Raw genomic sequence first — 21,409 nt, 5'->3', positions numbered from 1 at the left:
CACCTGGCAGGATGGAACTCGTGAAGGGCATCATTCTCGCCGGCGGCTCCGGCACGCGTCTCCACCCGATTACGCTCGGCGTCTCCAAGCAGCTGATCCCGGTATATGACAAGCCAATGGTCTACTACCCGCTGTCGACTCTGATGTTGGCGGGCATCGACGAGATCCTCGTGATCACCACACCGCACGATGCTCCATTCTTCCAGCGTCTGCTCGGCGACGGATCGCAGTTCGGGGTGCAGCTGACCTTCGCCGTTCAGCCGTCACCCGACGGATTGGCGCAGGCATTCACCATCGGCGCCGACTTCATCGGCGACGACAAAGTCGCGCTCGTCCTGGGCGACAATCTGCTGTACGGCCCGGGTCTGGGTACGCAACTGAAGCGGTACTCCGACGTCGAGGGTGGCGCCGTATTCGCCTACTGGGTGGCAGAGCCGTCCGCCTACGGCGTGGTCGAGTTCGACGGTGAGGGACGCGCTGTGTCGCTCGAGGAGAAGCCCGCCCAGCCGAAGAGCAACTACGCCGTTCCCGGCCTGTACTTCTACGACAACGATGTGATCGAGATCGCACGCGACCTCGCGCCCTCACCTCGCGGCGAGTACGAGATCACGGACATCAACGCGGAATACCTGCGGCGTGGAAAGCTCAAGGTGGAGGTCCTCCCTCGCGGTACCGCGTGGCTCGACACCGGCACCTTTGATCAGATGACGGATGCCGCGGACTACGTGCGCACGATGGAGCGCCGAACCGGTCTGCGGATCGGGGTTCCCGAAGAGGTTGCATGGCGACAGGGCTTCCTCTCGGACGACGAGGTCAGTGAACGGGCGAAGAAGCTCGTGAAATCCGGCTACGGCTCATACCTGCTCGAAATTCTTGAAAGGGGCCGCTGATGGCGCACCTTCTCGTCACCGGCGGCGCCGGTTTCATCGGTTCCAACTTCGTACACCATGTTGTGCAGCACACCGATCACACCGTGACGGTGCTCGACAAGCTCACCTACGCGGGCAACGAGCTGTCGCTGGCCGGGCTCCCCACAGACCGGGTGCGCCTGGTGGTGGGCGACATCGCCGACGCCGAAATGGTCGACCCGCTGGTCGCCGACGCTGATGCGGTTGTTCACTACGCCGCCGAGTCTCACAACGACAACTCCCTGCACGATCCGCGCCCGTTCCTCGACACCAACATCATCGGCACGTATACGCTGCTGGAGGCCGCGCGTCGCCACGATGTGCGCTTCCACCACATCTCCACGGACGAGGTGTACGGCGACCTCGAGCTCGACGACCCGGCACGATTCACCGAGCAGACCCCGTACAACCCCTCCTCGCCCTACTCCTCGACGAAGGCCGGCTCCGACCTGCTGGTTCGCGCTTGGGTGAGATCGTTCGGTGTGCGGGCGACGATCAGCAATTGCTCCAACAACTACGGCCCGTACCAGCACGTGGAGAAATTCATCCCCCGTCAGATCACCAACGTGCTGCGCGGCATTCGCCCGAAGCTCTACGGCAAGGGAGAGAACGTCCGAGACTGGATCCACGCGGACGACCACTCCTCCGCCGTCCTCACGATCCTCGACAAGGGTGTGATCGGTGAGACGTACCTCATCGGCGCCGACGGCGAGAAGGACAACAAGAGCGTCGTCGAGCTGATCCTCAGCATCACCGGACAATCGTCGGACGCCTACGACCTCGTCACCGACCGTCCTGGCCACGACATGCGCTACGCGATCGACTCGACGAAGCTGCGCACGGAACTCGGTTGGACGCCGACCTACGATGACTTCGAGTCCGGCCTCGCCGCAACGATCGACTGGTATCGCGACAACGAATCGTGGTGGGCGCCAGCGAAGGACGGCGTCGAAGCCTTCTACGCCTCGAAGGGGCAATGAGTCTTGACGCTCGAGTTCGGCCGATCCCTGCGGAGCGAGCCCACACCCATTCCTGGACTCGTCATTCTCGATCTGCCCGTACACGGCGATGCACGAGGCTGGTTCAAAGAGAACTGGCAGCGCGAGAAGATGACGTCGGGGGGCATCGATCTGCCCGACTTCGGTCCCGTGCAGAACAACATCTCCTTCAATGATGCGGTCGGAACCACGCGCGGAATTCACGCGGAGCCGTGGGATAAATTCGTATCCGTCGCCACCGGTCGCATTTTCGGAGCATGGGTCGATCTACGGGAAGGTGACACCTTTGGGGCGGTCTACACCGCAGAAATCGACCCGTCCCGTGCCATTTTCGTGCCCCGCGGCGTCGGCAATTCCTATCAGACGTTGGAACCGGACACCGCCTACACGTACTTAGTGAACGACCACTGGTCCGCCGACGCGACTTACACTTTCCTGAACCTCGCGGACGAGACCGTGGCCGTGGAATGGCCCATCCCGCTGAGCGAGGTGGAGATCAGCGAGAAGGACAAGAACCATCCGCGCCTCGCCGACGTCGTCCCCATGCCTCCCAAAAAGGTTCTGGTAACAGGAGCCGGCGGGCAACTGGGACGTGCGCTGCGCAAGGAGTTCGGCGAGCATCCGTGGATCGAGTATGCAGCCCGCGACGACCTCGACCTGACCTCGCCGGATCTCGACAGAGCCCGCCGATGGCGTGACTACTCCGTCATCATCAACGCCGCCGGCTACACCCGCGTCGACGCTGCGGAGAGCCCTGATGGGCGGGCCGAAGCGTGGGCCGCCAACGCCAGTGCCGTTGCGAACCTCTCCCGCATCGCAACCGTGCACGGTGTGACCCTCGTGCACGTGTCGAGCGACTACGTCTTCGACGGGACGAAGGACGGCGCCTATACAGAGGATGATCCCGTTTCTCCGTTGGGGGTGTACGCGCAGACAAAGGCCGCCGGCGACGCCGCGGCCAGTACGACCGCCCAGTATTACGTGATCCGCACGAGCTGGGTGATCGGCGACGGAGGTAACTTCGTCCGCACCATGGCCTCCTTGGCGGAACGTGGGGTGAACCCACGAGTCGTCGACGATCAAGTCGGCAGGCTCACGTTCACGGTCGATATCGCGTCCGCCATCCGCCATCTCCTCCACGTGGGCGCGCCGAGCGGCGTGTACAACGTCACAGGTTCGGGTGACGCGGGCACCTGGTGTGACGTTGCGCGTGAGGTCTTCCGGCTCACCGGGCACGACCCGGACCGTGTCACGGGCATCAGCACCCAGGAGTATTTCGCCGCGGCCACCGCCCCCGTCTCCCCCCGGCCGCGGAACAGCGTGCTCGATCTGACACGCGCGCACACGCAGGGTGTGACGACGCCGAACTGGTCGAGCAGCCTCGAGACGTACCTTCGAAGCCGCTGACACGCTCCGGGGTGCCGCCCACGCTCGGGCGAGGTGGGACTTCCGCGAGTAGGAGACGACCCCTCCTCGGCGCTCAGGGGAGCGGCGGCCCCACCGGCAACCCCGCCACCGTCGACGGGGACAGCAGCAGGATCACCGGGTCGCCTTTCGCAAGGTCGCGCAACGTCTGTCCCGACTGAACGTGACGGAAGACACCACCGCTGGCGACCAGGACGGCGTCTGAAGAAGTGGACTTCACGAAGACGGTCGAAAGGGTGCCGGGCCGCGATGTGAAACGCTGGCACGCCGCGACCGAGAGCTCGCGCGGGGTGAAGCCCGCAGCCGCCTGTGAGGTCACGGCGGTCACGCCGTTCGAGCCGACGACCGAAATCGTACCGGCGCATGAAACCCAGAGCCCGAGGGGACCGACTGCCGCGCCGAGGCGGGCGACTTCTCCGTCGGCCACGGTGACGAACGACGCATTCATCCCCGCATCCCGTGCCAGATCGAAGCTCGGCAGTGGGATCGGCGTCGTGCCCGAGACAAGGGACAACACGGGCGAGGACCCCTTGACGACCTCACCGTCGGCGAGGGGCGCTCCCGGCGTGAGCTGGTCGAACGTACCAGCCGACACCGTTGCGATCGTGAGGGGCGTGGCGCCCATGTATCGGGTCAACGCAGGCCAGCTCACGGCAACCCGGCGAGTACCGGCCTCCACGGCCGCCACAGCACTTCGACCGTCGACTTTGATGAGAGGCGCGCGGCCCATCGGGGCGCCACGCGTGAACTGTGCGCAGGTCGACGACCCCGCGTCCATGATGGACAGCCCCGACGACGAAGAGTCGCTCAGCGGATAGAGGACCCCTGATCCGGGGAAGTAGACCGTGTTGTCGCACCGCAGCATCGGCCGCACCTCACCGACCTCGCGGTATCGGCTGAACAGCTCGGCGTCGGCGATGACGGCCATGCTGGACGCATCTCGGTTGTACTCCGCGACATCCCGCCACGAACGGATCCATACGAGCGAACCCTGGTCGAGCGTCAGGTAGATCTTGTCCGAGCCCGCGGGTTTGACCACCTGCGCGGGTGCGAAGAGCATCGGGCTCCGCGACTTGCTGGCCAGGAGAGTCCGACTCGGGAAAGCGCCGTAGAGCGACGCGGAAGGGTCGCCGTTGACCGCCCGGGCAGCCGCATCGTTCCACAACGGCGTGATGGCAGAGGTGGAGTCGAGACGACCCCATTGGGCGCCTCCGCGCACACGGTAGAAAGCCGTCATGTCGGCGCCGACGGTGGCGCGTTGGAACAACGACGAGGTCACGCTCACGGGCGCGGCGCAGTCGCCGCCCCAACGGGCGACGAGGTCACAGGAGGCGAGCCGGTGACGTTGCCCGTCCTGGATGTAGGCCATATCGCCGGTGGACTCATCGCGCAGTACGGCGTTGGTGCGACCGGAGTCGACCAGACCTGCCAAGAACGCCCCGGTCACGGTCGACACGGGGCCGAAGGCGCTCGACAGCGAGGCCAGGTCGTCCCCGTCGGGAACGTACCAGCGTCGACCTCCGGAGAGGAGGTAGACAGCCGGGTCTCCCGCCGTACGGGCGAGCGCCACGCCTGATCCTCGCGTCGTCCCGAACCACTCCGTGAAGTAGTGGTAAAAATTCCGATTCCCGTATGCCGAGCAGTCGTCGCCCGTCCCCGTCCCGGCGGCAAGTGCGGCCGCGTTGGGCTGATAAGGGGTGTAGTAGTACAGGTTCGAGGTCGCCTGATTCGCGACGAACACCGGAGACGAGCCGCAGCCGGTATTTGGGTTGAACTGGATGTTCCAGGTGTTCCCCGGTGCATACCAGGTGAAGTACTTGCTTGTCCCGGGAGGGTTCGCGTAACGCTTGAACTGCCACGCAGCGCCGTAGACCTGGTTGAAGAAGCCGTAATACCGTGTGTCGCACGCCGCCGTGTCGGGACAGCCCTGTCCCATGGCGATCCGGTAGCGCCAATCGCTCGGCCACGTGTGCAGGACGAGTCCCTGCTCTTTCTGGAGGGTGGCCAAAATCACCTGCGGGTTGATACCGCAGGCCTGCGACACTTTGAAGATGATCCGCGAAGCGCGTTCATTCGCCTCGCCGGAGTAGGGGCCGCACATTGCATCTGCCGCCACCGTTCGAGACGTGTCCCTCCAGTCCTTGAGGCAGGTATACCCGGATTGACAATTCGGAACGCGCGCCTCGAGAAAACGCTGGATGTCGCTTTCCGTCATCGTGGCCGAGTTGAAGAACACACCGTCGTCGATGATGTTCCCCGGCGTGAAGCCGTCGAGCGTCGAAAGCATCGGTCGACCGACCGCGGAAAGCGCCGTGTTCGCAGCCACTCCCGTCGATGCACCCGTGGCGACGACCGATACCGGTGGTGCCGCCGACGCGGGCGCCGGCGCCGTCAGCGTCGGCGTCAGCAGGATTGCGGATACAGCGCATACGGCAAGCACATGCGATGCGATCGCTCGCACTCGTCGTCGATTCACTGCACCAGTCTGTCGGCATGTGGGCGAGTGGTCCAGCGAATCATCGAGGATCTCTCGAGCGCCTCGCTCCCAGCCGTCCGACAGGCCCGCGGGCCGGGGCGCACTATGATTGCTCGGGCGCTAGACGCCGAACACCCGAAAGAAGGCATATGAGCGCTGTGACCAGCGACGACGTCCTGATCCCCCCTGGCGGTGGCATCGGCCTGGCCGACGTTTTCCGTCGCCGCTACCTCCTGTCGCTCATCGTGCGCAAGGAGGTCCAGATTCGCTACCGCGGCTCGGTGCTGGGGTGGTTGTGGTCTTACGTCAAGCCGCTCGTGCAGTTCGCAGTCTTCTACCTGGCGATCGGCGTCTTCCTCGGTATGAATGGACGGGTCGAGTTCTTCCCGCTGTACCTTTTGTCGGGGATCACGATCGTCACGTTCTTCAATGAGGCCTTCACGAACGGAACGCGGTCATTGGTCGACAATGCCGCCCTCATCAAGAAGATCTATCTGCCGCGCGAGATGTTCCCGGTGGCCAGCATGATGATCGCCGGGGTCAACATCTTGCCCCAGATAGCCGTGCTCGTCGTGATCGCACTGTTCTTCGGATGGGTACCGTCGGTCCTGCACATCGCGGCACTGCTCCTCGCCCTGGTGATCATCGCGTCTTTGGCAACGGGGCTGGGACTTCTGTTCGGGGCAATCAACGTCACGTTCCGTGATGCGCAGAGCTTCGTCGAGATCATCACGATGTGCGCCGTGTGGGCTTCGCCGGTGATGTACCAGTGGGAAATGGTGGCCGACAAGATGCCCGATTGGCTTTTCGTCGCCTACCGGCTGAACCCGCTGACCGCTTCCGTCGAGCTCTTCCACTACGGCATCTGGTACCCCCTGGGACCGACCGGCGGACAGTTGATCCCCGATATGTGGCTCTACGCCGGTATCGCCGCCCTCATCTCGCTGGTGATCCTGTTCGTGGGCCAGCTCGTCTTCCGCCGATTGGAGGGGCGCTTTGCTCAAGACCTCTGACGCGGTCGATCCCCGCATCCGTGTCGCCGACGTCCATAAAGACTTCAAGCTTCGACACACTCACTCGGTGAAAGAGACGTTCCTCGCCGCGATGCGCCGTAAGAAGCTCACCACGGATTTCCACGCGCTCAACGGCGTCAGTTTCGACATCGGTGCCGGCGAATCTGTCGCGCTCCTCGGCTTCAACGGTTCGGGCAAGTCGACACTGCTGAAGCTCATCTCCGGTGTCCTGCGTCCCGATGAGGGGAATGTGCTCACTCGGGGACGCGTGGCGGGACTCATCGAGGTCGGCGCGGGCTTTCACCCCGACCTCTCCGGACGCGAGAACATCTTCCTCAACGCCGCCATTCTCGGCATGACCAAGCGCGAGACCGATCAGCGGTACGAGGATATCGTCGCGTTCAGCGAGATCGAGCAGTTCATCGACACCGAGGTGAAGCACTACTCGTCCGGCATGTTCCTTCGGTTGGCGTTCTCGGTCGCCATCCACACCGAGGTGGACATCTTGCTCATCGATGAGATCCTGTCGGTGGGCGACGAGCCCTTCCAGCAGAAGTGTCTCGCACGCATCCGCGAGTTGCACGGCCACGGCAAGACCCTCGTCGTGGTGTCACACGACCTGGATATGGTCTCCGACCTGTGTGAGCGCGGCATTCTCTTGCGTGACGGCGGCGTCGCCTTCGACGGCCCCAGCAAGGATGCCGTCGCGCTGATGCGTTCCTGAGGGCGACCTCGATACACAACCGAGGCGGCCGGACCCGAGCTGGGAGCCGACCGCCTCTGTGCGTCAGGGAGTGACCGTGAGTCAGTATTTATAACTCTCGCAGGCTACTCCGTCCCCATCGGCGTCGAGTCCGAACACGTCGCCGTACGCCGGGTACCAGTAGGTGAAGTCGGCCTGAGCCTGGCTCTGCGAACCGTAATCGCGGCAGTCCTTGTCCCTGGCTGGACGAGCCGGCGTACCGCGCACCTCGGGCGCAGGGTTGCCCATCGCCGCCCATTCCGCACCGTTGATCCGGCGGTAAACGGTCGGCCCCGCGTACCAGATGTCCGGTGACCCATAGTTGCGCCACACCTGGTCGCCGGGGAACCGCGGGGAGCTCGACGGATTCGGGAAGCCTTCGCTGGCCCATCGGTCGTACCCGATGGGGCTACCCTGGCCGGCTCCTGTGTTCGTGAAGAAGGCGATCGAGTTGTCCCACGTCAGTTTCGAGAATCCCTGCGAGGAGCGACGCTCGAAGGGCTCAAACCCGGAATCCCGCCACTCCGCGTACGTCAGGGCGTGGCGTACACCCCCGACGTCCCGCACGAAGATCTGGTCGCTCGTCCCCCACTGGTAATACGTAGAACCCTCAATCCATCCGGCATTGCGAGGCGTGGGGAATCCGGCGCGTGCCCACTCGTCGTAGCTGACGTGCTGCCATACCCACCGGTCGCGTGTCTGGCCAAAGAAGGTCACCGCGCTAATCGTGGACGACCATGCGTAGCGGACATAGTCCGTTGGAGCAGGAGCGGGCTGCGGGGACCCCGCGGCCTGCCAGTCGGCGTAGGTGAGGCGCTGGATTGCCTGGTCGGTGACGCGCCACACCGTTCCGTCATATCGGGTTACGTAATAGCGCTCCGCAGGAACCGTTGGTTCACAGTCCAGCTCGACAACTTGGTCGAGAACATCCGTACCGCTCTCGGTGTAGACGTGCACTCGGTACAGCGCGTCTTCCTGGTTCGTGTAGAAAAACGCCCGGTTTTCATTGATCTCGAAGAGTCCGCCATCCCCGAAATCTGCCTCGCCGTCGTTTCCTCGGTCGATGTCCCACAGAATTGTTCGCTCGATGTCATCGTCGTTCGCCACCCAGACCGTCAGCGTTCCTCCGTCATCGCATGACGGTGAGACCGAAGCGGTCACTCCCTCTTCCGCCGCATTGGCTGGAACCGCGAGGAGCAACGCACCCACGGTACCCAGAGTCGCCGCAATAGCGAGAGCACCGTGAATCACTCGTCCGCGCCCGCGGACATCACGAATAGCCATCTTTTCTCCCCCAAGTGATTTCGCGGCAACACAGCCGCCGCAACTCACTTTAGGGGGAGGCTCACAGCTCCGCGTGCAACGCCCACACGCGATCGGCCGCGGCGTTCCAGGCGAAGCCCTTGGCGCGGTCTCCGGAGAGCACGCGGAGTCGCTCGGCATCCTCTCCGAGCGCGCGTGAGAGAGCCGCGCCCAGTTCGGCGGGCTCGGCGTAGGCGGCGGCATCGGCGAGGACCTCGCGGTGCACGGGGGTGTCGGCGGCGACGATCGGCACGCCCACGGCGAGGGCGTCGACGGCACGCCACGGCCAGTCGGTGCGACCGCAGGCGGCGATGAAGGCGGCGGCGTGCGAGAGCACAGCGGCCCGGTCCCACCTGTCGAGGGAGCCGCGGCTGTGCACGCGCGCCTCGGCGAGGCCGGCCGCGGCGGCGATGTCGGCGACGGCGGGTTCCTCCCCCTCGGGCACGTCGAGCACGACGACGTCGCCGTCCCACTCCGCATCGGCGACCGCGGCGAAGGCGGCGGCGAGCGCGTCGGACGCCGCCGATCCGCCGGCGAGGACGAGGAACGACGACGGCAGATCGAGGGCGCGCAGGCGCCCGACGGCATCCGAGGGCACGCGGAGGCCGGCGGCGGGGGCGCCGCCGATGACGCGCACCTTCTTCGACAGCTTGCTCTTGGCGAGCTCGGCCAGGCGCGCCGCCATCGCGTGGGTGGGCACGATGACCGCGTCCGCGTGCTTGGTCACGCGGGCGAGCAGGGCGCGGCACGCGAGGATCTCGGCTCGCGGCAGCTCTTCGGGGGTCTCCCACGCCCGCAGTTCCCACAGGGTGACCACGATCTGGTGCGTCTCGTTGACGCGGTCGTGGCGCACGAGCGGGGCGAGCGCCGTCGGCGAGTGGATCAGGCCCTTGCCGATGCCGGGGGTGACGCCGAGCTGCCAGGATGCCGCGAGCTCGCGCCGGCGTACGGCCAGCCGCGTCTCGGAACTGAGCCCGGCCACGGCGGCCTCGTCGGGGATGCCCGGGGAGGGGACGATCGCCGAGACGTCGCACCCGCGGGGAGCGGTGGCGATGAGGGCTTCGGTGAGCGACGCCGATGCCTCGGCGAGGTCGGGCGAGGTCGGCGAGACGAGCTGATCGAGCACGACGCGCAGGGTCACGGTCACGGTGCCGGCTCCTCGGTCGCGGTCGCCGGGTGCAGCGCGTCGCGCACCATCTGCTGCACCTGGGCGTAATCCGGGTCGTACTCGTCGACGCCGCCCTCGGGGGTGAGCTCGAGGGTGTTGATGGGCTGATCCTTCGCCTTCAGCGCCAGATCGACGAGCGTCGGCGCGATCAGTCCCTGCGGGAGGTCGGTCTGGACGATGATCGTGGTGGACTTCGCCACCTCCTGGAACCGCGTCAGCACGACCTGCGGGGTGAACTGCGCGAGTACGGCCTCCTGCAGTTCACGCTGGCGTCGCATGCGGTCGAAGTCGCTCGTCGTGTAGCGCGAGCGGGCGTACCACTGCGCCGTGTCGCCGTCCATGTGCTGAGCCCCGGGCTCGATCCAGCCGAAGGCCCAGTCGTCGACGGGCTGACCGTCGTAGGCGGGTCCGCCCTTGGGGAGGCGCTCCTGCACCGTGATGTCGACGCCGCCGAGGGCGTCGATCACGTCGGCGAAGCCCTTCATGTCGATGAGCACGTAGTACGGGATCTGGATGCCGAGGATCCCCTCCGCGGCATCCTTCGTCGCCTCGATGCCGGGCTCGGAGTCGTTCGCCTCGGCGTCGGGGTACAGCGCGTTGCCGTCCTGGCAGACCTCGACCTCGGTGCGCAGCTGGTTGACCCCACTCCCCCAGCCGCAGGTCGGGTCGGCGTAGCCGGTGTGGCCGTCGGGGTACTTGTCCTGCATGGGCCCGGGCGCGAACGGGAAGTGCGGCATGTCGCGCGGGATGCCGGTGATGGTCGTCGCGCCCGTGTCGGCGTTGATCGACACGACGGAGATGCTGTCGAAGCGCATCGAATCGCGTCCCTCGCCGGAGTCGGCACCGAGCAGCAGGATGTTGTAATACCCGTCGGACGGCGGCACGATCGGCCCCGACTGGGCGAAGAGCGTCGACAGGGCGTCGCGCGTGCTTCCCGCGATCTGCGCCGCATACGCCGCTCCCGAACCCGAGAGGACGAGGAGCACCACCGCGACGACCGCCATGGCGACCCGCGACAAGGGTCCCACCCGCACCAGGCGCACGAGCCGAAGGGTGTCGATGGTCAGCACGATCCACAGAGCCACGTAGGCGAACAGCGCGATCTGCACGATGGTCAGCGGCACCGGCCGGAGAGCGGAGAGGAAGTCGGGGAGGAACGAACCGGTCACGAGGGTGAACAGCCCCGTCGGCCAGAGGAGCCCCGCCAGCGCGGCGAGCGCGATGAGGGTCCACATCACCAGCGTCGCGCCGAGGCCGATACGGCCGAGGCGACGGTGTCCGGCGAGCACCTGCGCCGACCCCGGGATGAGGAAGTTCAGGACCACGAGCCACCAGCCGCGACGCGTCATGACCTCGGACGAGGTGGCGTCGGGATTGCGCAGCGGTCGCGATTCGATGGCCCGAGCCGGCGCACCGGGCCGCGCCGCGGTGAGCGTCACAGGGAGTCCTTGAGTCGCCGGTTCTTCTCCTCGACCTGCGACTCCAGGTCTTTCGCGTACGCCTCTACGCGGTCGGCGAGCTCGGGGTCGGCGCTGCCGAGGATCCGCGCGGCGAGGAGCCCGGCGTTCTTGGCCCCATTGATCGAGACCGTGGCGACCGGGATGCCGGCGGGCATCTGCACGATGCTCAGCAGCGAGTCGAGGCCGTCGAGCGTCGCCAGCTGGACGGGCACACCGATGACGGGCAGGGCGGTGACGGATGCCAGCATGCCCGGCAGGTGCGCGGCACCGCCGGCGCCCGCGATGATCGCGCGCAGGCCCCGGGCGCGTGCCTCTCGGCCGTAGCGCACGAGCTTGTCGGGGGTGCGGTGGGCAGAGACCACCTCGACCTCGTGCGGGATGCCGAACTCCGTCAGCACCTGGGAGGCGTCGCTCATCACGCGCCAGTCGGAGTCGGAGCCCATGACGACGCCGACCACGGGCGTCTCGGAAGAATGCAGCGGCCGGGTCACCGGTCCAGGCTAGGCGCGCTCGCTGGAAGATCGCGGAACGGCACGCGACACGATCAGTCGAAGAACGAAGCCGCGCCGCGCGCCTCGTAGACGGTCTCGTCGAGATCGTCGCCCACGACGTTGACGTGCCCCACCTTGCGCCCGGGGCGCGGCGCCTTGCCGTAGGTGTGGATCTTGGCCGACGGGTGGGCGGCCATCGCCGAGGCGAACCTCTCCTCGAGTCCGCCTTCGGAGGGGCCGCCCAGCACGTTGACCATGACCGACCAGGGCGCGACGGCATCCGTCGTTCCGAGCGGGAGGTCGAGCACGGCACGCAGGTGCTGCTCGAACTGGCTCGTGACGGCGCCGTCCTGCGTCCAGTGACCGCTGTTGTGCGGTCGCATCGCGAGCTCGTTGATGAGGATGCGCTGGTCGGTCGTCTCGAACAGCTCCACCGCGAGCATGCCGGTGACGCCGAGCCCCTCGGCCACGGCGACCCCGATCTCGGCGGCGACCCGCTGCACGCGCTCGTCGGCGCGGGGAGCCGGGGCGATGACCTCGGCGCACACGCCGCCGCGCTGCACGGTCTCGACGATCGGATAGGCGCGCACGTCTCCCGACGGACGGCGCGCGACCTGCTGCGCGAGCTCGCGCGTGAAGTCGACCAGCTCCTCGACCAGCAGCGATCCACCGCCGGCGTCTTCGGCGAGGGCCGCGAACCAGTCGTCGGCCTCGGCCGCGGCCGACACGACGCGCACGCCCTTGCCGTCGTACCCGCCGCGCGGGGTCTTGACCACGGCCCGGCCGCCGTGGGAATCGAGGAAGCTCTGCAGCCCGGCGGCATCGCTCACGGCGGCCCAGTCGGGCTGCGGCAGGCCGAGCTCGGCCATGCGTGCACGCATGACGAGCTTGTCCTGTGCGACGCCGAGGGGCGCGGGGCCGGGGTGAACGGCCACACCGGCGTCGACGAGGGCGGCCAGAACGTCCTGCGGCACGTGCTCGTGGTCGAACGTGATGACGTCGACCTCGCGGGCGAAGGCCAGCACGGTGTCGGCGTCGCGGTAGTCGCCGACGGCCGTCGCGGCCAACGCGGCCGACATGCCCTCGTCTTCCGCGAGCACGCGGATCTCGACGCCCAGCTCGACGGCGGGCGCGATCATCATCCGCGCCAGCTGTCCGCCACCGACCACTCCGACTCGCAGCGCCATGCCGCTCCCTTCGTCGGCATCCATTCTGTCGGGCCTCCCGCGACCACGCGAGCCGGGTCGGCGGCCTCGCCGTGACATGACGCAGGAGTTGGCGCCGCCCCGGCGCCGCGTCGGCCGCCCGGCGAGCTGCCGGTCAGTAGCCGACGGACCCCGAACCGAAGGTCTGCGAGTCGCGGTGGGCCAGGATCTGGTTCACCTCGACCTGATCGACGAGGGTCTCGTGCACCAGGACCGCGTGCGGCACGTTCTTCAGCCGCAGCGCCGGCTCCACACCGTTGGACAGGGTCAGCGTTCCCGCGCCCCACATCCGCTGCAGGATGCCGCGGCGAAGCTGGATCGCGTAGCCGCGCACGTGCGAGATCTCGCGGCGGTTCGCCCCGAAGGGACCCGAACGTTCGATCACGCGCCGCGTCGTGATCGTCCACGTCCGCGACAGCCAGAAGAGGAAAGGGACCACGACGAGGAGCAGGACGAGCGCGCCCGCCGTCGTCAGCAGCATCCAGTTCTCGTACGGTGCCGGCAGGTTGTCGTAGAAGTAGCCCGTCGCCCCCGCCACACCGATCAGCACGAGCGCCGACCAGAAGAGCCGCCGCGCGTGCCCCCGCAGCCGGGCGATGCGCAGCTCCGGCGCGGCCGCTCCCGGCGCCGGCATGCGCGGGCGGCCGAGCGGGGTCGAGGGCTGGGTCACGGTTCCATTGTGCGGCGTGATGCGGACGGGGGTCCGGTGCCACGCGGAGGGGCGCGTGCGGCGCCTCAGCGCACGTGGACGACGTCTCCGGCCGACACGACCGTCTCGATCGTGCCCACCCCGACCACCAGACGGCCGTCGGGGTCGAGCCGGGCGGCCGTGCCCTGCAGCGTCGAGCCGTCGGGCAGCGACACCGAGACCTCACGGCCGACGGTGGCGCAGAGCTTCTCGATCTCGTGCTGCACGCGCTCCCCGTCGTCGTGGGCGAGGCGGGCGAGGGTCTTGCCGAAATCCTCGACGAAGTCGGCGAGCAGGCGGTCGTCGTCGCACTCGGCGCCGATCGCGGCGAACGAGGTCGCCGTGGTCACCGGCAGGTCGGCGCGGCTCATGCGGGTGTTCACCCCCGCCCCCACCACCACGGTGTCGACGTCGCCCGGCACGACCTCGGCCAGGATGCCGCAGATCTTGCCGCCGTCGACGAGCACGTCGTTCGGCCACTTCAACTCCGCGGTCGCACCGTGGCCGGTCAACTGGTGCCGCACCGCCCGCGTCATCGCCGCGCCCGCGGCGAGCGGGATCCACCCGCGCTGGGCGGGCGGGATCATCGCGGCGTCGACGACGATCGAGACGGCGAGCGCCGTGCCGGCCGGGGCGGTCCAGGTGCGATCGAGGCGTCCACGCCCGGCGCGCTGGTCGTCGGTGACGAGGAGAGACAGGTGGGGCCACCCCGCGGGGTCGGCCACGACGGCGGCGACGACGTCGGCATTCGTGGAGTCGGTGGTCTCGACCACCTGGACGCGGGGGCTGTGGGCGGCGGTGCGCGGGTATCCGGCGGCGGGGATCGGCATGCCCACACCCTAAGGAACCGTCGGGTGCCGTGGCATCCACTTGCCGGGATCGTCTCGAGGGCATACCGCCGACGCTGGCCGGATGCCACAGCCTCTCCGGCTTTGCCTTGTGGGCACCCTCCAACCTGGGTGACGGTGCGGTCGCTAGGGTGGGAAGGGTGACCGACCAGCCCGATCTCTACACGACCGCCGGCAAGATCGCTGACCTGCGCAACAGGTTCCAGGAGGCGGTCGTCGACGCCGAAACCGCCGCCCGCACCAAGCAGCACGCGAAGGGCAAGCTCACCGCCCGCGAGCGGCTCGAGATGCTGGTCGACCCGGGCTCGTTCGTCGAACTCGACGAGTACGTGCGCCACCGCACCACCGCCTTCGGGATGGACAAATCGCGTCCCTACGGCGACTCGGTCGTCACCGGCACGGGCACCATCCACGGCCGCACGGTCGCGGTCTACGCGCAGGACTTCTCGACCTTCGGCGGCTCGCTCGGCGAGGTCGCCGGCGACAAGATCATCAAGGTGATGGAGCTGGCGCTGCGCAGCGGCATCCCGATCATCGGCATCCTCGACTCCGGCGGCGCGCGCATCCAGGAGGGTGTGGTCGCCCTCGGCAAGTACGGCGAGATCTTCCGCCTGAACACCGCCGCCTCGGGCGTCATCCCGCAGCTGTCGATCATCATGGGCCCGGCCGCGGGCGGTGCGGTGTACTCCCCCGCCCTGACCGACTTCGTCATCATGGTCGACAAGACCAGCCAGATGTTCGTCACCGGCCCCGACGTGATCAAGACCGTCACCGGTGAAGACGTCGGCATGGAGGAACTCGGCGGCGCACACACGCACAACACCCGCTCGGGCGTCGCGCACTACCTCGCCGACGACGAGGACGACGCGATCGACTACGCCCGCGGGCTCATCGGGTACCTCCCCGACAACAACCTCGCCGAGATCCCCGTCTACGACACCCCGTTCGAGTTCGAGACGACCGACGCCGACCGCTCGCTGAACACCGTCATCCCCGACTCCCCCAACCAGCCCTACGACATCCACACCGTCATCAGCGGGATCGTGGATGCCGGAGAGTTCCTCGAGGTGCAGCCGCTGTTCGCGCCCAACATCGTGATCGGCTTCGGCCGCATCGAGGGGCGCACCGTCGGTGTCATCGCCAACCAGCCCTCGCAGATGGCCGGAACGCTCAACATCGACGCGGGCGAGAAGGCCAGCCGCTTCGTGCGGTTCTGCGACGCGTTCTCGATCCCCATCGTCACCCTCGTCGACGTGCCCGGCTACCTGCCCGGCACCGACCAGGAGTGGACGGGCGTCATCCGCCGCGGCGCGAAGCTGCTGTACGCCTACGCCGAGGCCACCGTGCCCCTCGTCACCGTGATCCTGCGCAAGGCCTACGGCGGGGCGTACATCGTCATGGGCTCCAAGCAGCTCGGCGCCGACATCAATCTCGCCTGGCCCACCGCCGAGATCGCCGTCATGGGCGGTCAGGGCGCGGTGAACATCCTCTACCGCGGTGAGATCAAGCGCGCCGAAGAGGCCGGCGAAGACGTCGCGGCCGTGCGGACGCGCCTCGCCAACGAGTACACCTACAACGTGGCATCCCCGTTCCTTGCGGCCGAGCGCGGCGAACTCGACGGCATCATCGAGCCCGCCCAGACGCGGGTGTCGATCGCGAAGGCCCTCCGGGCGTTGCGCAACAAGCGCGCGAGCATGCCCGCCAAGAAGCACGGGAACATCCCGCTGTGACCGCCGCCGACGACGACGCCCGGGAGAACCCGCCGGTCGTGGTGGAAGTGGTGCGCGGCGCGCCCACCGAGGAGGAGCTGGCCGCGGCGATCGTCGTGGTGAGCGAGGAGTACGCCCGCGAAGTCGCCGGTGCGACCGCGCCCGAGGATGCCGTGCGCTCGCGGTGGGAGCTCCACGCCCGCGGTCTGCGCCAGCCCCTGAACCGCGCGGCGGGCTGGAACGGCTTCACCGGCTGAGACCGGCGCGTCGTGTCCCCCGAAATACCTACAGACGGCGGGACGCGCGATGCGAATACTGGAGGAGCTGGAACGCATCATGCGTTCGGTCGGTCCGCTCTTCGAGCCGGATCCGGCCTTGCGGGCGGTTTTCGGGTAACCGCTCGCCAGGGGTGAGGGGTCGGCGTATCGCCGCCCCTCACCCCTCATCTTTTTCGAGCGCACATCGGGGCCCGTGCCGCCCTCCGTGCGGGTCGGAGCGCCGCGACCGGGCGTTCGTCCAGCGCGCGGAACCCGGTGTGCCCGGGCCGTGCGGGCGGGGCGCTGCGGGTCGACCGTTGCGGGTTGGTCGTTATGGGTGGACGGCTGCGGTCGGCGGCTGCGGTCGGCGGCTGCGGTCGGCGGCTGCGGGTCGGCCGTCCTGGGTGAGCCGCTGCGGCGGATCGGCGGGCGCGACCGCGGTCAGCGCGGACGGCGGATCTCGCGCCAGAGATCGACGTTGTCGTCGTCGCCGGCCGCGGCGTCTCCGCTCGAGCGCCCCACGACGGTGACCGCGACCTGTTCGTCGGGAGACGTGCGGATGATCACGCGCTCCGACACCGACTCGCGCAGGATGCCCGCCAGTTCTCTCCGGACCTCGGCGAGCTCACGCGCATCCAGGCCGTCGAGACCGCCCTCGTCGAAGAGGCTGATGGCCGCACCGCGGCACCGCGCGGCGTCGATCTCCGCGCGCACCTCGTCGTCGAGGAGCCGGTTACCGCGCAGTTCGTCGCGGAGCCGGGCCTCGGCTCGCCGCGCCGCCTCTTTGTCGGAGGGTCGCAGATTGCCGCCGTTCTCGATGGTGCGCGAGAGGATCGGGCCGGCCGTCTGCAGAGCCCGCTGCACGTGCAGGCGACGCTCGCGCTGGCGGCCGCTCTGCGACGCCTGCCACGCCGACGCCGCCTGCTGCAGTTCGGCGAGCCGCTCGGCATCCCTCGCCGCACGATCGAGCGCGAAGACGACCAACTGCGCGGCGGACACCCAGACGATCGAGCCGATGAGGCCGAGGCTCATCGCCTGCACGGGTCCGAGCCACAGCGACGTCGAGAGCGCGAGCACCGCGATACCGGTCCAGGCGGCGACGGGCCGCCGACGGGCCATGACGATCATCATGAGCGCGCCGATCGCCCCGATGACCCACGTCACGAAGGGTTCGGTGCGCCCCTCCTCGGTGACGGCGAGGAACGTCGCATTCGAGACGAAGATCGCGACGACCAGTGCCGCCGCGACCTGCCAGGCCGGTGCGCGCGGGGGTGCCGCGGCCGTCGCCGACCGTGGGCGGTCGCGGACTCCGAGGACGAAGATCAGCAGCAGCGTCACGGGCAGGTAGACCACGAGGGCGGCGACGATCAGCCAGCCGTGAACCACCGTCTCGGGCGAGGTCCAGATGAGCCCGCGCGCGGCGAGGTAGGCGGTGAGGGCGACGCCGAGGAACGACAGGATGCCGCGGACGGTCACCAGCGGTCCCCGCTCTCCCACTCGAGGGTCACCGTGGTGCCACCCCCGTGCGACTCGATGTCGCTGCGTCCTCCGACGGCGGCGAGGCGAGCGTGGATCGAGCCGCGGATGCCGAGCCGGTCGGGCGCGACCGCGGCGACGTCGAAGCCCGGACCCGTGTCACGCACGCGCAGGATCACCCCGCCCGGCGACGCCGAGCCTGTCACCTGCACCGTCAGGCCCTGGGCATCGGCGTGCTGGACAGCGTTGGCGACGGCCTGGAGCGCGGCGAGAACGAGCGCCCGCGCCACGCGTCCGGGTACGCGGGGGGTGTCGTCGTCGAGCTGCCGGATGACGCTCAGCTTCACCCCCAGCTCCTTCGCGGCCGCCTCGATGTCGTCGGCGAGGCGCGAGGCGGGGACCGGCTCGTCGCTGCCCTCCAGGGCGTCCTTCTCGGCGTTGGCCAGTCGCGTGAGCGCCTCGCGCGCCATGCTGACGGCGAGCGTGCGCTCGCGGGGAGTCGAGGCGCGTTCGGCCGCGAGGAGGGCGCCCAGCACGCTGTCGTGCATGAGGGCGGCCACCGCCACCCGCTCGGACTCGGTGGCCGCCGTCGCCGCGGCCGAGGCGTAACTGGCGACGGCGGCCGCCCGCGCCTGGTCGACGTTGGCCGCGACGGAGCGGTACATCCAGCCGAGGGTGAGCAGGACGCTGCCGAGGATGAGCGCGAAGGAGACGTCGAGCGCCACCGGTACGACGAAGTCGGCATCGTCGCCGGCCTGCAGCAACCGCACGACGCCGTACAGGATGGGGGTCGCGATCGTCCAGGCGATCTGCAGCCCGATGGGGAAGGCGACGATGCTCGCGACGGTCGCCACGTTCACGAGGAAGAAGACCCACGGATCCTGCGTGGGGGCCGGCGCGGGTCCCGCCGCGGTGGCCCACGGCCACACCGCGAGCGTGACGACGAACACGATCGCGAAGATCCCCGCGAAGACACGCGTGAACCGGCCGACCAGGCACGCCAGGATCATCGCCGTCAGCGGCACGAAGACGGCGACGATGAGGGGGACGTGCCAGTCGGACGCCTCGTCGGGGGACCCGAGGGCGGCGGCCAGGGCCTGCGCCCCGAGGACGAGCGACCCCGATCCGACGATCAGGGTGATGACCCGTTCGATTCTCGTCTGCGTGAAGGAGCCCTGGTCGGCCTGCGTCTCGCGCGTGTGGGGAATGCGCCCCCACGCCTCGTCGAGAACCGACCGTTCGATCTCAGGCATGCGGTGCGGTGCCGTCGGGTGCGTCGTGCAGGATGCCGTCTTCCATCGCGCGTCGGAGCAGATCGACCTTCGTCGGGGCGGGTCTTCCCACCTCGACGTACTTCACCCGCACCCGGGTGATGTTCTCTTTCGCGGTGGAGTAGGCGACGCCGAGTCGCTCGGCCACGGCCTTCAGGGGAAGACCCGCGGCATACAGTCGCAGCACCTCGCGCTCGCGGGCCGACAGCTGCGCGTCGGCGAACGCGCGATCGCCCTCCACGGCGCTGGCCCACTCGACGTTGTCGATGAGCTCGCCCCGGGCGACGGCGACGATGGCGCCCAGCACCTCGTGCGTCGGCGACGATTTGCTGACGATGCCCGCGGCCCCCGCGGCGAGCGCCTCGCGCACGGCCGCCGGGCGGTCGGCGACACTGTGGATGATGACGCTCGACCCGTCGCGGACGACGCGATCGACGTTCTCGGAGACGGTCGTACCGTCGCCGAGGGTCAGATCGAGCACGACGACATCGGCCGGTGACGCCACGGCCACCTGCCGCCAGGTGAGGTAGGCGGCGACGTTGGCGCCCGAGAAGACGACCTCGGTCGACGCGGTGCGCGCCAGGGCCGCCTCCAGCCCGAGCCGAACCGACTCGTGGTCATCGATGAGAGCGACTTTGGTCATCTTCACATCGTATCCACGCCGCCCCCGCCGTTGCGGGAGAACTCGGGCCCTCGAGGCTCAGCGACGCAGGACCGCGACGGCTTCGACGTGGTGCGAGTTCGGGAACAGATCGATCCCCCGGATGCCGTCGTGCGCCCGGTATCCCCGCTCGGCGAAGGTGGCGAGGTCGCGGGCGAGGGCGACCGGGTCGCACGCGACGTACACGACCGCCGACGGCGACAGCGCGGCGATGCCCTCGACGACCTGCGCTCCGGCCCCGGCGCGGGGCGGGTCGAGCAGGATCACGCCACGGGCCAGCCGCTCGCGCTCTCGCTCCGAGGCGTCTGCCGCCAGGCGACCGATGTAGCGGTCGACGCGCGCGGTCTCGGCACGGGCACCGACCCACTCGACGAGGTTCTCACCGGCGTGCTCGGTCGCCCGGGGGTCGGACTCCACGCTGACCACCCGCGTGCCCGTCCCGCCGAGCTCGCCGAGGGTCGCGGCGAACAGGCCGACGCCGCCGTAGAGGTCGAGGTGCGTCGCCTCGGGGTCGAGTCCGCCGACGGATGCCGTGAGCTCACGCGACACGACGGAGGTCAGGGTGCGCGCGGCGAGCCGGTGCACCTGCCAGAACCCGCCCGCGTCGACGCGGAACACCCGATCGCCGACGCGTTCCTCCACGACCTCGGGCGTTCCGCTCGGACGGGATCCGTCGGGACGCGGAAGCACCCGCACGCGTGCGTCGGCCGGCTGAACGAGGTCGATGCGACCGGGTCGGGCGCCGGCGCCCACCTCGGCAGCCGCCCGCGCGACGGCGTCGGTCGCCAGCGGCAGGTCGGGCGTCTCGACGACATGGTGCGTGCGGGCAGCGTAGGCGCCGACGCGACCGTCGGCGTCGACGTGCAGGCTGACGCGGGTGCGCCAGCCGGTGCCGTCGGCGGATTCGCCCTGCTCGGGGGTTCCCGCGGCGCGCACGTCGACCGGCAGCTCGAGTCGGCCCACCCGTTCGATCGCCTCGCGGACGACCCGCTCCTTCAGCGCGCGCTGGTGGGCGAGCTCGATGTGGCCGAACTCGGCCCCTCCGACGCGGTGGCCGGGGTCGACGTCGATGCCCGCGGCCTTCCAGACGTGCGGTCGTCGCTCGGGTGCCGCCTGAAGCACCTCGACGGCGTCGGCGCGCCAGAACGCTTTCTTTCGGGTGTCGGTGAGGCGGGCGCGGATGCGCTCTCCCGGCAGCGTGTCGGGGACGAACACCACGCGCCCCTCGTGCCGCCCGACGAAGACCCCGCCGTGGGCGATGCCGGTGATGTCGAGTTCGATGAGGTCGCCGTCGTGCATCCCCCGAGCCTG

The 21,409-nt window shown here is 68.8% G+C and carries 19 protein-coding genes; 7 read left to right on the top strand and 12 right to left on the bottom strand.

What is annotated here, in order from left to right; all coding sequences use genetic code 11:
- Positions 1 to 20 precede the first annotated feature (20 nt).
- Genes rfbA through QRO03_RS01155 form a run of 3 tightly spaced genes read left to right on the top strand, consistent with a single transcriptional unit; the run spans position 21 to position 3,313 of the window.
- Complete coding sequence (gene rfbA, locus QRO03_RS01165; RefSeq protein ID WP_285135692.1) at positions 21 to 890, top strand: glucose-1-phosphate thymidylyltransferase RfbA; 870 nt, start codon at positions 21 to 23, stop codon at positions 888 to 890.
- Positions 890 to 1,888 carry a dTDP-glucose 4,6-dehydratase gene (gene rfbB, locus QRO03_RS01160; RefSeq protein ID WP_285135691.1) on the top strand — a complete coding sequence of 333 codons (999 nt, stop codon included), beginning with the start codon at positions 890 to 892 and terminating at the stop codon, positions 1,886 to 1,888. Before rfbA ends, rfbB begins: the two co-directional genes overlap by 1 nt.
- A gap of 3 nt (positions 1,889 to 1,891) precedes the next feature.
- Positions 1,892 to 3,313, top strand: a complete 1,422-nt coding sequence (locus tag QRO03_RS01155; RefSeq protein WP_285135690.1) for a sugar nucleotide-binding protein — start codon at positions 1,892 to 1,894, stop codon at positions 3,311 to 3,313.
- A 73-nt stretch (positions 3,314 to 3,386) separates the two neighbouring features.
- Here QRO03_RS01155 and QRO03_RS01150 read toward each other — a convergent pair whose 3' ends face one another.
- A complete protein-coding gene (locus QRO03_RS01150; protein ID WP_285135689.1) occupies positions 3,387 to 5,807 on the bottom strand; it encodes a hypothetical protein in 2,421 nt (806 codons plus the stop codon).
- Between the two features lie 149 nt (positions 5,808 to 5,956).
- Here QRO03_RS01150 and QRO03_RS01145 point away from each other — a divergent pair, with 149 nt between their 5' ends.
- Positions 5,957 to 6,820: an ABC transporter permease gene (locus QRO03_RS01145; RefSeq protein WP_285135688.1), complete on the top strand. Its 864-nt coding sequence runs from the start codon at positions 5,957 to 5,959 to the stop codon at positions 6,818 to 6,820.
- Positions 6,821 to 6,887: 67 nt separating this feature from the next.
- Positions 6,888 to 7,544, top strand: coding sequence for an ABC transporter ATP-binding protein (locus QRO03_RS01140; RefSeq protein ID WP_502882991.1), 657 nt, complete (start codon positions 6,888 to 6,890; stop codon positions 7,542 to 7,544).
- An 81-nt stretch (positions 7,545 to 7,625) separates the two neighbouring features.
- Here the strand turns inward: QRO03_RS01140 and QRO03_RS01135 are convergent, their stop codons facing one another.
- From QRO03_RS01135 to QRO03_RS01105, 7 genes are all read right to left on the bottom strand, one after another.
- On the bottom strand, positions 7,626 to 8,846 hold the full coding sequence (locus tag QRO03_RS01135; protein ID WP_285135686.1) for a hypothetical protein: 1,221 nt from the start codon (positions 8,844 to 8,846) through the stop codon (positions 7,626 to 7,628).
- A gap of 61 nt (positions 8,847 to 8,907) precedes the next feature.
- A complete protein-coding gene (locus QRO03_RS01130) occupies positions 8,908 to 10,011 on the bottom strand; it encodes a glycosyltransferase (protein ID WP_285135685.1) in 1,104 nt (367 codons plus the stop codon).
- Positions 10,008 to 11,381, bottom strand: coding sequence for an LCP family protein (locus QRO03_RS01125; protein WP_285135875.1), 1,374 nt, complete (start codon positions 11,379 to 11,381; stop codon positions 10,008 to 10,010). Before QRO03_RS01125 ends, QRO03_RS01130 begins: the two co-directional genes overlap by 4 nt.
- A gap of 86 nt (positions 11,382 to 11,467) precedes the next feature.
- A complete protein-coding gene (gene purE, locus QRO03_RS01120; RefSeq protein WP_243502149.1) occupies positions 11,468 to 11,935 on the bottom strand; it encodes a 5-(carboxyamino)imidazole ribonucleotide mutase in 468 nt (155 codons plus the stop codon).
- Positions 11,936 to 12,036: 101 nt separating this feature from the next.
- Positions 12,037 to 13,170: a 5-(carboxyamino)imidazole ribonucleotide synthase gene (locus QRO03_RS01115; protein ID WP_285135684.1), complete on the bottom strand. Its 1,134-nt coding sequence runs from the start codon at positions 13,168 to 13,170 to the stop codon at positions 12,037 to 12,039.
- Positions 13,171 to 13,303: 133 nt separating this feature from the next.
- A complete protein-coding gene (locus QRO03_RS01110) occupies positions 13,304 to 13,822 on the bottom strand; it encodes a PH domain-containing protein (protein ID WP_502882994.1) in 519 nt (172 codons plus the stop codon).
- 101 nt (positions 13,823 to 13,923) lie between these two features.
- Positions 13,924 to 14,706: a biotin--[acetyl-CoA-carboxylase] ligase gene (locus QRO03_RS01105; RefSeq protein WP_285135682.1), complete on the bottom strand. Its 783-nt coding sequence runs from the start codon at positions 14,704 to 14,706 to the stop codon at positions 13,924 to 13,926.
- Between the two features lie 158 nt (positions 14,707 to 14,864).
- Here QRO03_RS01105 and QRO03_RS01100 point away from each other — a divergent pair, with 158 nt between their 5' ends.
- Positions 14,865 to 16,454, top strand: a complete 1,590-nt coding sequence (locus QRO03_RS01100) for an acyl-CoA carboxylase subunit beta (RefSeq protein ID WP_285135681.1) — start codon at positions 14,865 to 14,867, stop codon at positions 16,452 to 16,454.
- The gene (locus tag QRO03_RS01095) at positions 16,451 to 16,690 is read left to right on the top strand and encodes an acyl-CoA carboxylase epsilon subunit (protein ID WP_285135680.1); all 240 of its coding nucleotides are present in this window, start codon (positions 16,451 to 16,453) and stop codon (positions 16,688 to 16,690) included. The genes QRO03_RS01100 and QRO03_RS01095 overlap by 4 nt, the downstream gene beginning before the upstream one ends.
- A gap of 441 nt (positions 16,691 to 17,131) precedes the next feature.
- Here the strand turns inward: QRO03_RS01095 and QRO03_RS01090 are convergent, their stop codons facing one another.
- From QRO03_RS01090 to QRO03_RS01075, 4 genes are read right to left on the bottom strand one after another with little or no spacing between them, the layout of a single operon-like run.
- On the bottom strand, positions 17,132 to 18,166 hold the full coding sequence (locus QRO03_RS01090) for an MFS transporter (RefSeq protein ID WP_285135679.1): 1,035 nt from the start codon (positions 18,164 to 18,166) through the stop codon (positions 17,132 to 17,134).
- Complete coding sequence (locus QRO03_RS01085; protein WP_285135678.1) at positions 18,163 to 19,419, bottom strand: sensor histidine kinase; 1,257 nt, start codon at positions 19,417 to 19,419, stop codon at positions 18,163 to 18,165. Before QRO03_RS01085 ends, QRO03_RS01090 begins: the two co-directional genes overlap by 4 nt.
- On the bottom strand, positions 19,412 to 20,080 hold the full coding sequence (locus QRO03_RS01080) for a response regulator transcription factor (RefSeq protein WP_285135677.1): 669 nt from the start codon (positions 20,078 to 20,080) through the stop codon (positions 19,412 to 19,414). The genes QRO03_RS01085 and QRO03_RS01080 overlap by 8 nt, the downstream gene beginning before the upstream one ends.
- A gap of 57 nt (positions 20,081 to 20,137) precedes the next feature.
- Positions 20,138 to 21,397, bottom strand: a complete 1,260-nt coding sequence (locus tag QRO03_RS01075; RefSeq protein ID WP_285135676.1) for a class I SAM-dependent RNA methyltransferase — start codon at positions 21,395 to 21,397, stop codon at positions 20,138 to 20,140.
- Between the last annotated feature and the right edge of the window lie 12 nt (positions 21,398 to 21,409).

This window comes from Microbacterium sp. lyk4-40-TSB-66, assembly GCF_030209475.1.
Taxonomy (GTDB): domain Bacteria; phylum Actinomycetota; class Actinomycetes; order Actinomycetales; family Microbacteriaceae; genus Microbacterium.
The sequence above is the reverse complement of the archived record's forward strand: the minus strand, read 5'-3'. Positions and strand labels throughout refer to the sequence as shown.

Coding starts and splice junctions, on each gene's coding strand:
- QRO03_RS01135 (WP_285135686.1), bottom strand. CDS start 8,846: ATGGCTATTCGTGATGTCCGCGGGCGCGGACGAGTGATTCACGGTGCT.
- QRO03_RS01085 (WP_285135678.1), bottom strand. CDS start 19,419: ATGCCTGAGATCGAACGGTCGGTTCTCGACGAGGCGTGGGGGCGCATT.
- QRO03_RS01110 (WP_502882994.1), bottom strand. CDS start 13,822: ATGCCGGCGCCGGGAGCGGCCGCGCCGGAGCTGCGCATCGCCCGGCTG.
- purE (WP_243502149.1), bottom strand. CDS start 11,935: ATGGGCTCCGACTCCGACTGGCGCGTGATGAGCGACGCCTCCCAGGTG.
- QRO03_RS01115 (WP_285135684.1), bottom strand. CDS start 13,170: ATGGCGCTGCGAGTCGGAGTGGTCGGTGGCGGACAGCTGGCGCGGATG.
- QRO03_RS01125 (WP_285135875.1), bottom strand. CDS start 11,381: ATGACGCGTCGCGGCTGGTGGCTCGTGGTCCTGAACTTCCTCATCCCG.
- QRO03_RS01075 (WP_285135676.1), bottom strand. CDS start 21,397: ATGCACGACGGCGACCTCATCGAACTCGACATCACCGGCATCGCCCAC.
- QRO03_RS01145 (WP_285135688.1), top strand. CDS start 5,957: ATGAGCGCTGTGACCAGCGACGACGTCCTGATCCCCCCTGGCGGTGGC.
- QRO03_RS01080 (WP_285135677.1), bottom strand. CDS start 20,080: ATGACCAAAGTCGCTCTCATCGATGACCACGAGTCGGTTCGGCTCGGG.
- QRO03_RS01105 (WP_285135682.1), bottom strand. CDS start 14,706: ATGCCGATCCCCGCCGCCGGATACCCGCGCACCGCCGCCCACAGCCCC.
- rfbB (WP_285135691.1), top strand. CDS start 890: ATGGCGCACCTTCTCGTCACCGGCGGCGCCGGTTTCATCGGTTCCAAC.